Below are 14,523 nucleotides of genomic sequence, written 5' to 3' on the forward strand. Positions count from 1 at the left end.
ACTACTGTCGGCGATCACCTGGTGACGACCGGTTTACGGGTCAACGCTCCCGCACCCGAGCAGCCACCCACACCCCCGCCAGCGCCACCGCCGCCATCGGCAGGAACACCGCCGCGAAGGCGGCCGGGTGGGAGCCGGTGGCCTCCGTCGCCGCGTGGCTGACGGTGCCGCCGCCGAGGGCGGCGAAGGCCGCGCCGCCGATCGCCAGCAGGAGGACGTTGGAGAGGCCGTCGGAGATCTGGAGGGCGGCGGAGTTGGTGCCCGCCTCCTCGGGGGCGGAGAGGTGGAGCAGCAGCACGCTGGTGGAGGAGATCACCAGGCCCATGCCGAAGCAGCCGAACCCCCACGCCACCGCCAGCGTCCAGGCGGGCACGGAGTGGATCAGCACGCTGGGCGCGGCCGCGATGGCGAACGCGACCAGCAGCATCCCGACGGTCATCAGCCGCTCCCGGTGCGGTTCCAGGCGGGGCCGGGACTGCACCCAGGAGCCCAGCGCCCAGGTGCCGCCGCCCGCCGCGAGGGAGAAGCCGGCCAGCGTCGGGCTGAGCCCCCGCTGGGTGACCAGCATCAGCGGGACGAAGGACTCCGCCGCGATGAAGGACCCGGCGGCGACCCCGCGCAGCAGCACCACCGACGGCAGGCCGCGCGCCGCGCGCCAGGTGCCGCGCGGGAGCAGACCGAGGACGGCCGGGACCAGCAGGGCCACGCCCAGCGCGCCCGGCAGCAGGGACAGCCAGCGCAGGTCCTGCGCGGCGTACTGGAGGAGGCCCGCCCCGAAGGAGATCGCGAGGGCCAGCCGGATACGGCGGCGGTCGAAGGAGGCCGGGGCCTCGGCCCCGGGGTGCGGCGCGGGGCCGGCAGCGCCGGGCGCGTCCCCGACCGGGCCGGAGGCGAGACGGCGGATCTGGGGCAGGGCGAGCGCCACCGGGAGCACCACGATCACGGGTATGCCGAGGAACACCCAGCGCCAGCCGAGGTGCTCGGTCACCGCGCCGGAGGCGAGCGGACCGACGATGGACGGGACGACCCAGGCGGCCGCGAACGCCGCCATGATGGCCGGGCGCAGCCGCTCGGGATAGGCGCGGCCGACGACGACGTACAGGGCGACGATCACCAGGCCGCCGCCCAGCCCCTGGACCGCGCGGCCCAGGATGAACAGCCACATCGCGCCCGCCGTGCCGCCGATCAGCAGCCCGGCCGCGAAGGAGGCGATGCCCCAGGTGAGCGGGGCGAGCGGGCCGCGCCGGTCGGACCACTGGCCGGACAGCACCATGCCGAAGAGGCTGGTGGTGAAGTACCCGGAGAACGCGAACGCGTACAGCGGGACGCCGTTCAGCTCGCGGGCCGCGACCGGCATCGCCGTGCCCACCGCGGTCGCCTCGAAGGCGATCAGCAGCACGACGGAGACGACCCCGATGCTCAGCGCCCGGTACCTGCGGCTGAGGACGGTGTCGTCGGGGACGACGGCCGGGGCGGGAGCGCCGGCGGGCTCGGCGACACCCGTGTCGCGGGGGTTCGGGGCGGTCATGACCGTCAGGGTAAGGTCCACGGCCCTGGTTGACCCCTGTCGGGGGTCGGGTCCGGCACCGGGACCTTGGTCGTAGGACCCGACGGCCTTCCCTTCGTGCACGGGGCCACGGCAGTCGCGTCGCACGCCCCGGAGTTCCCTTGGGCCTCGCGAGCCGACGGCCGAAGCGGCTCACCCGCCGCGCTCCCCCGGCACCCGCACCCCGCAGCAGCCCGCCCCCGTCGGGGCGACCCGCCTCAGAGAACCCCGCCCGCCTCGTCCTGGAAGAGGCGGGTCCAGTAGTGCCAGTCCGCGTCCGGGGTCGTGCCCGTGGGGTCGACCGAGGCGAGGACCTGGATCATCGTCAGGGCGAGCTGGTCGTAGGCGTCGCTCGTGAGCGCGTGGCCGGAGGCCTCGTCGAGGGAGCGCTCCCGGTGCAGGAGCCAGAGGGTGAACGCCAGCGTGGAGATGTCCGTGTTCAGCGGGCGCAGCGCCCCGTCCGACTCGCTCCAGCTCAGCACCGCCCCCGTCGCCCCGTCGACGACCAGGCCGTGGTCGTCGACCAGGTGCCCGACGCGTATCAGCCGGTCGGCGTGGGCCGGGAGGAGGCCGGACGGGAAGCCGCCGCAGTCGTCGGCCGCGTACTCCGTGAGCGTGCGCAGCGGCTGGTCCGTGTCCAGGGAGAACAGGAAGCCGTCCTCGGGCAGGCCCGTCTCGCGCAGGAAGCGGCGGGTCGGCTCGTGCGTGAGCGTCGCGGGGAAGTCGACCTCCTCGAAGCGGACGACGCCGCCCCGGCCGAACTCGTCGTCCAGCAGGCGCAGGGGGAGGTCCAGGGCGAGGCCCGAGGCCGTGCCGGGACCCGCGACCAGGGCGAGGGGGCGGATCAGCGCCGCCATCCGCCAGAACGGCGCGGGCTCACCGTCCGCGCCCTCCTCGAACACCGCCAGCAGCTGCCGTGAGGCCTCCGCGACCGCCTTGGTGCCGTACCGGCCGGCGTAGGCGGCGAACTGGCCGCGCAGGCCGGCGAGTTCGTCCGTGGCCGCGGCGAAGCGGACGAACGTCGGCAGGGACGGGGCGAGCGGACGGCAGTCCAGGAGGTCGGGCCGGTCGTGGACGTACGCGCTGGAGACCTCGCCGGTGGCGCCGTCGAGCAGCACGGACTCCGGCTCCAGGCCCACCGGAGCGGCGAACGCGCCGATGACGAGCCGGTCGCGCAGCGCGGGCGACAGCCGGTCGGCGGCGCCCGTCACCTCGGCGACCGTGGGCAGGCCGCCGGGGCGGGCCGGCTCCGCGAAACGGAACAGGCCGTTGTCGCAGGGCAGTCCGGGTCCGGTCAGCCAGCTCCGCGTCGACGCGTGCGTGACCTGGGGACCGAGGTCGTCCTCGGTGAGTGTGATCGCCCTCGCGACAACGGTGTCGGTCGTGCTCATGATTCCCCCGCGATACGTGTGCTCGGTCCCGGGCCCGCGAACGTCCCGCCCCGGGCAGGACGGCCCGCGTCCTGCCGGACCCACGGCCGTCCCCCACTGCTCCGAAGAGTACGCGGCACCACTGACAACGCATCGGAAACGGGGGGCGCGGCCGGCGCCCTGTCCCTCAAGACGCGCGGGAGGCCCCGAGCGTTGCCCCGAGCGGCCGATCGGCCCGGGGAATCGCTCAGTTACCGGTCACCACGGCGGCCTGCGGGCGGATCGGCAGCCGGTTCACCGGACGCCCGGTGGCGGCGCGCACGGCGGAGGCGATCGCGGCCGGCGAGGTCACCACCGGCACCGCGCTGACCGCCTTCGCGCCGAACGGCGCGACCACGTCCCGCTCCTCGACCAGCTTCACGATCCGGATGTCGGGCGCGTCCAGCGCGGTCGGCAGGGCGTACCCGGTGAGGTCGGGGTGGCGGATCAGACCGCGCGGGGTGCGCAGGTTCTCGGTGAGCGCGGCGCCCAGTCCCTGGGTCACGCCCGCCTCGATCCGCGCGGCGAGCTGCGCCGGGTTGAGCACCCGGCCCACGTCCTGCGCGACGGCCAGCTCCACGACCCGGACCGAGCCCAGCTCGATGTCGACGTCCACCACGGCGCGGATCGCGCAGAAGGAGATGCCGACGAAGGCGTCGCCCTGCCCCGCGTCGTCCAGCGGCTCGGTGGGGTGCGGCCGGCACTGCGCGGTCGCCCACAGCTCCTTGCCGTCCATCGCCTCGGTGACGGTCGTGGACAGCACGCCGTCGTACGAGGTGATCTTGCCGTCGGTGATCTGGAGCAGCTCGGTGGACATGCCGAACTTGTGCGCCAGCGGCTGGAGGAGCTGCGTGCGGACCATCTTGGCCGCGCGCTCCACCGCCCCGCCCGACACCCAGGTGTGACGTCCGCGGCAGCCCGCCCCGGCCGGGGGCTGGTCGGTGTCGACGGGCACCACGTGCACCTCGTCGACGCCGAGGGTCTCCTGCACGATCTGCCGGGCCAGTGTGGAGAAGCCCTGCCCCGTCTCGACGGCCGCGCACAGCACGGTCGCCACGCCGTTCTGGACGCGCACGGTGGCCGTGGACACCTCGTCGGCGCCTTCCGCACCGAGCATGTGCACCATGCCCAGGCCGTAGCCCACGCCCCGGCGCACCGCGCCCGGCTCGCCCGCGCCCTCGGGTCCTCCGGGCAGCAGCCACTCGTCCTCGGGGGTGTCCTTGGGCAGCGGCGGCAGCGGGAAGTCCCGTACGGCCTCCAGCAGTTCGGCGACGGGGGCGGGGCAGGTGACGGTCTGTCCTGTGGGCAGCACGTCGCCGGTGGCCATCACGTTCCGCAGCCGCACCTCGGCCGGGTCCAGGCCGAGCTTCTTGGCCAGCTTGTCCATCTGCGCCTCGTACGCGGCGCACACCTGCATCGCGCCCTCGCCGCGCACATGGCCGGAGGGCGGGTTGTTGGTACGCACCGCCCAGCCCTCGATGAAGGCGTTGGGCACGACGTACGGGCCGCAGGCGAAGGCGACGGCGGCGGCCAGGGCGTCGGAGGAGGTGCCGGCGTAGGCGCCCGCGTCGAGCAGGATCTGCGCCTCGACCTTGACCAGCTTGCCCTCGGCGTCGGCGTGGTGGCGGTAGCGCAGCAGGGTGGGGTGGCGGTGGGTGTGGCCGAGGAAGGACTCCTCGCGGGTGGCGGCGAGCTTCACCGGGCAGCCGGTCTTCAGCGCGAGCAGCCCGAGGGGCAGTTGGAAGCTCTGGTCCTCGCGGTCGGCGGTGGCGCCGGGCACGCCGGTGACGACGATCTTGACCTGGTCCTGCTGGAGGCCGAACGCGGCGGCGGCGGTGTCCCGGTCGCCGTGCGGGTCGGTGGACGCCAGGTACAGCTCGACCCCGCCGTCCGGGCGGGGCACGGCGAGTCCGGCCTCGGCCCCTATGGGGGCGGGGTCCTGACGGCCGATGCGGTACAGCCCCTCGACGACGACCTCGCCGACCGCGTCCGCGTCGCCGTGGCGCAGCGGGATGTGCCGGATCAGATTGCCGTCGGGGTGCAGGGGTTCGGCCTCGAAGGCCTGCTCGGGGTCGGTCACCGGGTCGAGCACCTCGTACTCGACGATGACCGCGGCGGCGGCCATGCGCGCGGTGTCGGGGTGGTCGGCCGCCACGGCGGCCAGCGGCTCGCCGTGGTGGCGTACGACCTCGGAGGCGAAGACGGGGCGGTCGGCCGTGCCGCGGCCGAGCACGGAGGCGCCGGGGACGTCCTCATGGGTGACGACCGCGCGGACGCCGGGCATCTCGCGCGCGTGCGTGGTGTCGATCGACTTGATGCGCGCGTGCGGGTGCGGGGAGCGCAGCACGGCGGCCCACAACAGGCCCTCGGCCCACAGGTCGGCGGCGTACGGGAAGGTGCCCTCGGTCTTGGCGCGCGCGTCGGCGGCCGGGAGGGAGGCGCCGAGTCCGCGTCGCGGGACGGCCTCCTCCTCGGGGGCCGCCTCGGCGGTCTGCACGGTGGCTGCTTCGCTGCTCACGCCTGGCCTCCGTCCTGGCCGTGGGGCTGGTCCTGCGGTGCGACGCCGAACGCCGAGGGGTTGACCCCGCCGGCGCCGGGGCCCGCCTGGTGCGGGATGCGGGGGGTGCCGTCGCCGTCGTCCGCGGCGGCCTCGGCCTCGGCGTGCGCCTCGCGTTCGGCGACGACCTCCTGCACGGCGTTCACCACGCCCCGGTAGCCGGAGCAGCGGCACAGGTTGCCGCACAGGGCCTGGCGGGTCTCCAGCTCGGTCGGGGCCGGGTTGCCCTCCAGCAGGTCGTGCACGGTCATCGCCATGCCGGGCACGCAGAAGCCGCACTGCACGGCGCCGCAGCGGGCGAGGGCGCGCTGCACGTCAGAGGGGCGGCCGTCCTGGGCCAGTCCCTCGACGGTGCGGACCTCGCTGCCGGCCGCGGTGACGGCGGGGACCAGGCAGGACGCGACGAGCCGGCCGTCGACCTGGACGTTGCACGCGCCGCACTCGCCCTGCGAGCAGCCGTCCTTGGCGCCGGCCAGGCCGAGCCGCTCGCGCAGCACGTAGAGCAGGGACTCGCCGATCCACGCGTCGGTGACGGGCCGGTCGGTGCCGTTGACACGGAGGACGTAGGAGGCGAGGGGGTGGTCGTCGTGCGGGGCCACGAGGACGTCGGCGACGGGGGCGTCCGGTTCGTCGGATGCCTCCGGGGCGCCCGCGCCGTCCGCGTCGTCGGGGGCGACGTCGCCCTCGGAGGGCTCCGGGGCCTCCGAGGGCCCTTCGGAGGCGTCGGAGGTCTCCTGGGCGTCCGCGGTGTCCTCGAAGTCGCCGTCGCCCTCGGACGTGCCGGAGGAGGGCTCCTCGGCGTCCTGGAGGGCTTGCGGGTGCTCGTGGCCTCCGGCGGCCCCGGCGTCACCGTCGGCGCCCTCCTCGGACTGCCACGGCTGCTCCGGGTGTTCCTCGGCGGGCAGCGGCCGGGACGCCTGCGGGGCGTCGTGCGCGGAGGCGTCCTCGGCGGGGCGCGCCTGCGGCTGCTCCGGGGAGGCGCCGGGCGCGCCCGGGTACGAGGGCTGGGAGCCGTGCTGCCGGGCGGAGGGGTCCTGCGTCTCCCGGGCGGGCCCGTGCTCGCCGTCCTGCCCGCCCTGGCCGTCGTAGGCGCCGGGCTGCGGCGCGTACGCACCGCCGTGCTGGTCGTGGTCCTGCGGCACGCCGGGGACGCCGGGGCCCCAGGGCGTGCCGATGGACTGGGACTCGGCCCAGGGGGCGGCGGCGCCGCCCGGGAGGGTCGCCGGAGGGGTGTTCCCCCACTGCTCGACCAGGGAGGACGTGGTGAACTCGCCGGACTCGTCCGGCAGGTCGCCGCCCGCCACGGGGATCGACCACTGCCCGGTGACGTCCTGCCCCGGCGCCTGACCGTGCCCCTGGTGCCGCGCCGCGGCGTCGTGGTCCTGCGCGTGCTGCTGTCCGTGTGCGTCGTGCTGCCCCTGCGCGTCGGGGTCGTAGGCCCACTGCCCGCTCGCGCCGGGGTCGTAGCCGTACGGGTCCCCCGCCGTCGCGTCGGGCTCCGCGGACGCCGGGTCGTGCCACTGGGCCCCGTCGACGGGGGCGCCGGGCGCCGCCCAGCTGCCGGTGGCCGCCGGGTCGGTGCCCGCGGTGGTGGCCGGCGTGACCGTGATCTGCGGCGGGACGTAGCCGTGGCCGGGAGCGGCCAGCGGGCTCTCCATGGCGTCCAGCAGGGCGTCGATGCCGCCCTCCGGGAGGTTCACGAAGGCCGTGGCGCCGTCGTCGTAGTCGCCCTGCGGCAGCGGGTCCCAGCGGCTGCCGCCCGGAGGCGTGCCGCCCTGTCCGTGCTGGTCGTCGGTCACGACAACGCCCTCCCCAGTGCTCGTCGGGCCAGCGCGGCGACGGTGCGCCGCAGGTGCAGTACCGCGGGCGGCAGGGGCGGGACGGTGCCGTCCTCGCCGGGCGCGGCGTCGGGGATGCAGGCCGCGGCGACGTACTCGCCGAACGCGCTGAGCGCCTCGGGCACGATCGCGCGGTTGTTGTCCCAGTCGATGAGCTGCGCGACCCACTGCTCGGCGTCCAGGGGCCGCAGCGGCATCGGCGCTATGGCGCCCACCGCGCAGCGCACCCCGCGCCGGGCGGGGTCGAGCACGAGGGCGACGGAGGCGACGGCGCGGCCGGGTCCGGTGCGGCCGGTCGCCTTCAGGAAGACCTGGGGGGCGTGCAGCAGCGGCACGCGCACGTAGCCGATCAGCTCGCCGGGGCGCAGCACGTCCATGCCGGCCAGCAGGTGCGACACCGGGACCTCGCGGCGGGCGCCGCCCGGCCCGGCGACGATCAGCGTCGCCTCCAGGGCGGCCAGCACGGGCAGGGCGTCCCCGGTGGGGGCGGCGGAGGCGATGTTGCCGCCGAGGGTGCCGGCGTTGCGGATGTGCGGGGGTCCGGCGGCCCGCGCGGCGGCGGCGAGCGCCGGGATGAGCGCGGCGAAGTCGGGGCGGCCCATGCGCGCGTGGGTGAGTCCGGCGCCGAGGAGCGCGTGTCCGTCCAGGTACTGCCAGCCGCGGATCTCGCTGATCTTGCCGAGGCCGACCAGCGCGGCGGGCCTGAGCTGCCCGGAGTTGACGGCGGCCATCAGGTCGGTGCCGCCCGCGACGGGCACGGCGGCGGGCATGGCGGTGAGCGCCGCCACGGCCTCGTCCAGCGTCGTGGGCAGCGTCACAGCCTGCGCCGCCTGCGGTGCGTGCGTGCTCAAAACCGGCTGCCCCTTCCCGCTGCCCCACCTGGTCCCGCCCGTGCGCCGTACGGTACGTGCTGACAGGGCGGACGTGGCAACTCTGGCACATCTTGGCAGGTGCCGAGGACGGGGGTCCGCTAGGAGGTATTCGCCCGGCTGGACCCGGACCTGGACGATTCCGTCCCCGAATCGCCCGGGTACCGCGGAATCACAGCCTTCAGAAGCTCTTGTTCCGTTATCACCCGTCCTGTTCGGCCCGCAGCGAACGCGGGGGGCAGGGGTCGTCCCCCGGGGCAGAAGAGCACCGGGGGACGACCGCGGGACGCGGCTACAGGGCGGGCGGCGGCCCGTCGATCGGGCGGCCCAGGACGCCCGGGCGGCGCTGCCACGGGCGGGGACCGCCGGGCGGCCGGTAGGCGACGCCGAGGGCGTCCAGGCGCCGGTAGTGCTCGGTCATCCGCCGCTCGAAGCCGGGGAAGTCCCGGTCGGCGGGGGCGGGCAGCTCGCTCCAGGCGACCTCGGCCAGCGCGGCGAGCCGGGGGAACGTCTGGTAGTCGACGCGCCCCTGGTCCTCCATCACCTCGGTCCACACGTTGGCCTGCGTGCCCAGCACCCGCTCCCGTTCCTCGGGCGTCAGCTCCGCCGGGACCGGGTCGAACCGGTAGACGTCCTCCAGGGTGCGCACGTACCCGATCGGCACCGGCTCGTCGGGGCCCGCGTCCTGGCGGTGGTCCAGGTAGACCTGCTGCTCGGGGCACATCACCACGTCGTGGCCCGCGCGGGCCGCGGTGACCCCGCCCGCGTAGCCGCGCCAGGACGAAACGGCGGCGCCCGGCGCGAGTCCGCCCTGGAGGATCTCGTCCCAGCCGATGAGCCGCCGCCCGCGTTCGGCCAGCCAGCGGTCGAAGTGGCCGATGAACCAGGACTGCAGGGCGTCCTCGTCCGCGAGCCCGAGCCTCGCGATCTGTTCCCGCGCCGTCCTCGACTCCCGCCACTGGTCCTTGACGCATTCGTCGCCGCCGATGTGCACGAACGGCGAGAACGGCCCGGCATCGGCGGGGAAGAGTTCCAGGAGTTCCTCCAGCACCCCTTCGTAGAAGCGCAGGGTGCCCTCGGTGGGAGCGAGGACGTTCGGATTGATGCCCCAGGTGTCCCAGACGGTCAGCGCGGCGGTGTCGACGACGTCGGAGTTGCCGAGTTCGGGATACGCGGCGATGGCGGCCTGCGAGTGCCCTGGCACGTCGATTTCGGGGACCACACAGATATGCCGCTCGGCCGCGTAGGCGACGATCTCGCGGAGGTCGTCCTGGGTGTAGAAGCCGCCGTGCGGCCGGTCGTCCCAGAGCGGCGAGGCGCGGTGGCCGATTTTCGTGCGGGCGCGCCAGGATCCGGTCTCGGTGAGCCGCGGATACCGCTTGATCTCGACGCGCCAGCCCTGGTCGTCCGTCAGGTGCAGATGCAGCACGTTGAGTTTGTGCGCGGACATCAGATCGAGATAACGCAGCACCCCTTCCTTCGGCATGAAGTGGCGGGCCACGTCCAGCATCAGACCGCGCCAGCGGAAGCGGGGCGCGTCCTCGACGGTCAGGTGCGGCACGGTCCACGCCCGGTCGCGGCGGACCGGCGCCCTGCGGAACGCGTCGGCGCCGAGGAGCTGCCGCAGGGTCTGCGCGCCGTACAGCACGCCGGCGGCGTCGCCGCCCTCGACGAGGACGCCCGCAGCGTCACTGACGAGCCGGTACGCCTCCGGGCCGAGGTCCGCGGCGAGGGAGAGCCGGACACCGTCACGCGCCTGGGCGGGTTCCCCCGCCTCCCTCCAGGGCAGTCCGGTGGCGGCCCGCAGCACACTCCCGAGCCACCGCCCCACGCCCTCCGCGCCGGCACCGGCGTACAGCCGGGAAGCCTCCGTCAGACGGGTCTCCCCGGTACCGGCGACGACGCCCCGGGGCGCCGGAATCAGTGAAGTCGGCATCACGTCAGTCCTTTACCGCGCCGCCCAGTCCGGAGACCAGACGCCGCTGTACGAGTACGAAGAAGACCAGCACGGGAATCGTCATCACGGTGGACGCCGCCATGACCCCGCCCCAGTCGGGGTCGTCGGGTTTGTAGAACACCAGCAGCGCCATCGGCAGGGTCGACTGGGAGATGTCGCTGATGATGAACGACTTGGCGAACAGGAAGTCGTTCCAGGCGGAGATGAACGAGAACACACTGGTGGCCACGAGGCCCGGCAGGACGAGCGGGAAAAGGATCTGCCAAAGGAACCGCGTACGGCTCGCCCCGTCCATGTACGCGGCCTCCTCCAGCGCCTCGGGAACGCCCTTCACGAACCCCCTGAGCATCCAGATCGCGAACGGCAGGGAGAAGGCGATGTGCGGCAGGATCAGCGACCACAGCGTGTTCAGCTGACCGAGATCCCGCATCACGAAGAACAGGGGGATCGTCAGCGCCTCCACGGGCACCATCTGGGCCACCAGAAACATGATCAGCAGGGTGGTCCGCAAACGGAACCGGAATCGTGTCACGGCGGTCGCGGCGAGAAACGCGATGAACGCGGAGGCGATCACCACGGCGACCGCGACGACGACGCTGTTGAGGAAGTAACGGCCGAAATCCTGCTGCCCGAACACCCGCCGGAACGAGTCCAGCGTCGGCGCCGACGTCCACGGCCGCGGTTCGCCCGACCGGATCTCCCCGGCCGGCTTGAAGGCGCTCAGCACCATCCAGTACAGGGGGAAGGCCACCACGGCGGCGACCACCAGGGCGGTCGCCTCGGCCGCCGTCCGGCCCGGGCGCCGGGTGAACCGGCTCAGAAGATTCACCCGGGATTCCACGTCCTGCCTCACGGGACTCACAGTTCCTCCCCCTGGCGGCGCAGCAGCCGCAGGTACACCAGCGTCACGGCGAGCAGGATCAGCAGCATGACCACGCCGATGGCGGCGCCCAGGCTGTACTGCGAGGACGCGAACGCCTTCTGGTACGCGTACACGTTGAGCACCAGGTTCTGTCCCGCGATGCCCCCGCCGCCCGTCATGACGTAGATCTGCGTGAAGACCTTGAAGTCCCAGATGACCGACTGGATGGCGACGACGACCAGGATCGGGCGGAGCATCGGCGCGAGCACCGACCGCCAGATCCGCCACTGGGAGGCGCCGTCCAGCGCGGCCGCCTCCAGCACCTCGGCGGGCACGGCGCGTATGCCGGCGTAGACGGTGACCATCACGAACGGGAAGGAGCACCACACCACTTCGAGCAGCACCAGGAAGAACGCGCTGAACCGCCCGTACGTCCAGGAGTGGTCACCGAGCCCCAGCACCCGGTTGACGGGACCGAAGTCGGCGTCGAACAGGAACAGCCACACCGTGGACCCGGTGATCGCGGGCGTGGCCCAGGCGCCCAGCGCGGCCAGCATCAACGCCAGCCTCGGCACGGCCCGCACCCGGGTGAGCAGCACGGCGAGCGCGCACCCCACGGCCAGGGTGGAGACGACACAGGCCGCCGCGAACACCACGGTGGCCAGCAGCACTTCCCAGAACTGCCCGTCCGAGAACAGCCGGGAGTAGTTCCCGAACCCCTCGAAGGTCGTCGGCTCCCCACCACTGACCTGAGCCTGGGTGTAGTGGAAGACCGAGATCAGCCCGAGCTGATAGATCGGATAGGCGAGCAGCCCACCGAGCACCACGAGCGCCGGGGCGAGATACAACCAGGGGGTGCTGGGACGCCTTGTTCGGGGGCGCGGGGCTGTACCGGATGTGCGGCTGCCGCCGCGTGGGCGCGCCGAGCCCCCACCGGCCCGCACCCGCGAACGCTCGAGAACCCCCGAGCCCGTAGGCCCGCTCACCCGACCGACCCGAACGCGTCGTTCATCTTCCTGGCAGCGTCCGCCGACGCAGTAGCCACGTCCTTCTTGCCGGACACGACCTCCTGGAACATCGTCGGCAGCACCGCACCCGCATCGATCTGCGCCCAGGCCGGCGAAGCGGGCACGAACTTCGTGTCAGCCGCGAGCGTCTCGACGAACGGCTTCACGAAGGCCTCCTTCGCGGCCACCTGCTGCCGCACGTCGGAGAACGTCGGCAGGAACCCCATCGCCTCGAACAGCTGCCCCTGCGCCTCCTTGGAGGCGAGCCGCTTCATCAGATCGACGGCGAGGGTGCGGTGGGTGGTGGACTTCAGCACGCCCAGGTTGTTGCCGCCCGCGAACGCCGGGGCGATCGACCCGGCCTTCAGACCCGGCAGCGGCACGACGGCGTAGTCGCCCTTGACCGTGCCGGCCTCGACGGCGGCGTGGCTGAAGTCGCCGCCGATCGCCATGGCCGCCTTGCCCGCCGCGAACGCGGTGATCGTGTCGTTGCCGGTCATCGCGGCGCACTTGGCGGCGGGGCAGTTGTCGTCGCCGAACAGCGAGGTGTACGCCTCGATGCCCTTGCGCGCGGCGGCGCTGTCGATCGCGGCGGCGTACGAACCGCCGTTCCCGGTGGCCAGTTCGCCACCGTGGGCCCAGATGAAGGGCATCGCGCCGTAGGTGTAGGCGCCGCCGACGGCGAGCCCGTACAGCTCGGGCTTCGCGGCGCGGATCTCCTTCGCCGTGGAGATCAGCTCGGCCTGCGTCTTCGGGACGTCGAGGCCGAGTTCTTCGAAGACGTCGGTGCGGTAGTACAGCGCGCGGACGCCGACGAAGTAGGGGACGCCGTAGACCTTGCCGCCGACGGTGACGGACTGGCGGGCGGTGGGGTCGGTGTCCTTGGCCTCGCCCCAGGCGCCGAAGTCCTCGGTGACGTCGGCGAGTCCGCCGTCCTTCACATAGCCGGCGGTGTCGGTGTTGCCGTACTCGATGAGGTCGGGCGCGGACCTGGGGTCGTTGAAGGCGGCCTTGATGCGCTGGGCGCGGGTCTCGACGGGGATGTACTCGACGGTGACCTCGGCGCCCTCGTGCTCCTTCTCGAACTCGGCGAGGACGGAGTCGACGACCTGTTCCTTCGGCTGGTTGTTGACCTCCTGGAAGAGCCAGACGCGCAGGGTGCCGGTCTTCTCGTCCTTGTCGGAGGAGGAGTTGCCGGAGGTCTGAGGGGCGCAGGCGGCGGTGGCGAGGACGGCCGCGACGGCGAGCATGCGGACGGACAGCTTCATGGAGTGCTCCTCCGAGCGCGTTGCAACATATGCAATAGCGGTTTCGCTGTGCACAACACACCGGAGGCTAGGGACTGGGTGAACCACGCCACAAGAGGTCTCCACCACTCTGTGACCGGCCGACGCGCCCTGTGCAACGGGCAAGCAGCACAAAGGCCCCCGTGGGCACGCAAAGCGCACCCCGGGGGCCTCGGAGGACTCAGGCCGGCGTCAGGAGAGGGAGGGGACTACTTGTCGCCCTTGCCCTTGCCCTTGTCGTCGCCGCCTTCACCCATGGACTCGTAGATCTCCTTGCACATGGGGCACACCGGGTACTTCTTCGGGTCGCGGCCGGGCACCCACACCTTGCCGCACAGCGCCACGACGGGAGTGCCGTCGAGGGCGCTCGCCATGATCTTGTCCTTCTGGACGTAGTGGGCGAAGCGCTCGTGGTCACCGTCGCCGTGGGAGGTCTGCGGCGTCGGCTCGACGAGGGTCCCCGTACCAGTCCCGCGCTCGGGCTCAAGAGTGCTCATAACAGCCAAGGGTACTGAAGCCCGCCCCGGTCAGTTGAGCGAAGGGTCGTCCGGATACGTGGCGACCATCGCCAGCTCGTTGCGCTGCCGGCGGAGCACCTCGCGCCAGAGCCGCTCGGGCGCCGGACAGGACACGTCACCGGGCTCGGACTCCACCACGTACCAGGCGCCGTCGACCAGCTCGTCCTCCAGCTGACCGGGGCCCCAGCCCGCGTAGCCGGCGAAGATCCGCAGCGAGCCGAGGACGGAGGCGAGCAGTTCCGGCGGGGCCTCCAGGTCGACCAGGCCGATCGCGCCGTGCACCCGGCGCCAGCCGAGCGGCGGCTCCTCCCCCGCCGCGCCGCCCGGGACGACGGCGACACCGAGGGCCGAGTCCAGCGACACCGGGCCGCCCTGGAACACCACGCCGGGTTCGCCGGCCAGGTCCGCCCAGCCCTCCAGGATGTCTCCCACGTCCACCGGGGTCGGCCGGTTGAGGACGACACCGAGGGAGCCCTCCTCGTCGTGGTCGAGAAGGAGCACCACCGCGCGGTCGAAGTTCGGGTCCGCCAGAGCGGGAGTGGCCACGAGCAGCCGCCCTGTGAGCGAGGACACCTCGGTCATGCCAGACATGATCCCGCATCTTCCCCGTGCGCGGGGAGGCAATGCGGGTGACGGAGTGAAGACCGCCACCGCGCGCGAGAGCTTCCTGGTCG

At 73.5% G+C, this 14,523-nt stretch carries 11 protein-coding genes; all 11 read right to left on the bottom strand.

Features of this window, described 5'->3' with window-relative positions; translation table 11 throughout:
• Positions 1 to 40 precede the first annotated feature (40 nt).
• The 11 genes from MTR79_RS29285 to MTR79_RS29335 all read right to left on the bottom strand — a co-directional run bounded on the left by MTR79_RS29285 (position 41) and on the right by MTR79_RS29335 (position 14,431).
• Entirely contained in the window at positions 41 to 1,528 is a 1,488-nt protein-coding gene (locus tag MTR79_RS29285) for an MFS transporter (RefSeq protein ID WP_189365207.1), read from the bottom strand.
• Between the two features lie 236 nt (positions 1,529 to 1,764).
• A complete protein-coding gene (locus tag MTR79_RS29290; protein WP_189365206.1) occupies positions 1,765 to 2,937 on the bottom strand; it encodes an SUKH-4 family immunity protein in 1,173 nt (390 codons plus the stop codon).
• Positions 2,938 to 3,163: 226 nt separating this feature from the next.
• Positions 3,164 to 5,473, bottom strand: coding sequence for a molybdopterin cofactor-binding domain-containing protein (locus tag MTR79_RS29295; RefSeq protein ID WP_086703831.1), 2,310 nt, complete (start codon positions 5,471 to 5,473; stop codon positions 3,164 to 3,166).
• The gene (locus MTR79_RS29300) at positions 5,470 to 7,311 is read right to left on the bottom strand and encodes a 2Fe-2S iron-sulfur cluster-binding protein (protein ID WP_244792387.1); all 1,842 of its coding nucleotides are present in this window, start codon (positions 7,309 to 7,311) and stop codon (positions 5,470 to 5,472) included. Before MTR79_RS29300 ends, MTR79_RS29295 begins: the two co-directional genes overlap by 4 nt.
• Entirely contained in the window at positions 7,308 to 8,201 is an 894-nt protein-coding gene (locus tag MTR79_RS29305) for an FAD binding domain-containing protein (RefSeq protein ID WP_048460575.1), read from the bottom strand. Before MTR79_RS29305 ends, MTR79_RS29300 begins: the two co-directional genes overlap by 4 nt.
• 310 nt (positions 8,202 to 8,511) lie before the next feature.
• Entirely contained in the window at positions 8,512 to 10,155 is a 1,644-nt protein-coding gene (locus MTR79_RS29310) for a beta-N-acetylhexosaminidase (RefSeq protein WP_244792389.1), read from the bottom strand.
• A gap of 4 nt (positions 10,156 to 10,159) precedes the next feature.
• Entirely contained in the window at positions 10,160 to 11,005 is an 846-nt protein-coding gene (locus MTR79_RS29315; RefSeq protein WP_048460586.1) for a carbohydrate ABC transporter permease, read from the bottom strand.
• Positions 11,006 to 11,034: 29 nt separating this feature from the next.
• Positions 11,035 to 11,982 carry a sugar ABC transporter permease gene (locus MTR79_RS29320; RefSeq protein WP_244792391.1) on the bottom strand — a complete coding sequence of 316 codons (948 nt, stop codon included), beginning with the start codon at positions 11,980 to 11,982 and terminating at the stop codon, positions 11,035 to 11,037.
• A 38-nt stretch (positions 11,983 to 12,020) separates the two neighbouring features.
• Positions 12,021 to 13,313, bottom strand: a complete 1,293-nt coding sequence (locus MTR79_RS29325; RefSeq protein ID WP_244792394.1) for an extracellular solute-binding protein — start codon at positions 13,311 to 13,313, stop codon at positions 12,021 to 12,023.
• Positions 13,314 to 13,540: 227 nt separating this feature from the next.
• On the bottom strand, positions 13,541 to 13,828 hold the full coding sequence (locus MTR79_RS29330; RefSeq protein ID WP_048460578.1) for a DUF3039 domain-containing protein: 288 nt from the start codon (positions 13,826 to 13,828) through the stop codon (positions 13,541 to 13,543).
• Between the two features lie 30 nt (positions 13,829 to 13,858).
• Entirely contained in the window at positions 13,859 to 14,431 is a 573-nt protein-coding gene (locus MTR79_RS29335; RefSeq protein ID WP_006134440.1) for a YqgE/AlgH family protein, read from the bottom strand.
• Positions 14,432 to 14,523 lie beyond the last annotated feature (92 nt).

It is taken from the genome of Streptomyces sp. BJ20 (genome assembly GCF_022869105.1).
GTDB classification, from domain to species: Bacteria; Actinomycetota; Actinomycetes; order Streptomycetales; family Streptomycetaceae; genus Streptomyces; species Streptomyces griseoincarnatus.

What these genes read in the sequence shown, in the direction of transcription:
- MTR79_RS29285 (WP_189365207.1), bottom strand. Translation starts at nt 1,528, where the DNA reads ATGACCGCCCCGAACCCCCGCGACACGGGTGTCGCCGAGCCCGCCGGC.
- MTR79_RS29290 (WP_189365206.1), bottom strand. Translation starts at nt 2,937, where the DNA reads ATGAGCACGACCGACACCGTTGTCGCGAGGGCGATCACACTCACCGAG.
- MTR79_RS29310 (WP_244792389.1), bottom strand. Translation starts at nt 10,155, where the DNA reads ATGCCGACTTCACTGATTCCGGCGCCCCGGGGCGTCGTCGCCGGTACC.
- MTR79_RS29325 (WP_244792394.1), bottom strand. Translation starts at nt 13,313, where the DNA reads ATGAAGCTGTCCGTCCGCATGCTCGCCGTCGCGGCCGTCCTCGCCACC.
- MTR79_RS29330 (WP_048460578.1), bottom strand. Translation starts at nt 13,828, where the DNA reads ATGAGCACTCTTGAGCCCGAGCGCGGGACTGGTACGGGGACCCTCGTC.
- MTR79_RS29335 (WP_006134440.1), bottom strand. Translation starts at nt 14,431, where the DNA reads ATGACCGAGGTGTCCTCGCTCACAGGGCGGCTGCTCGTGGCCACTCCC.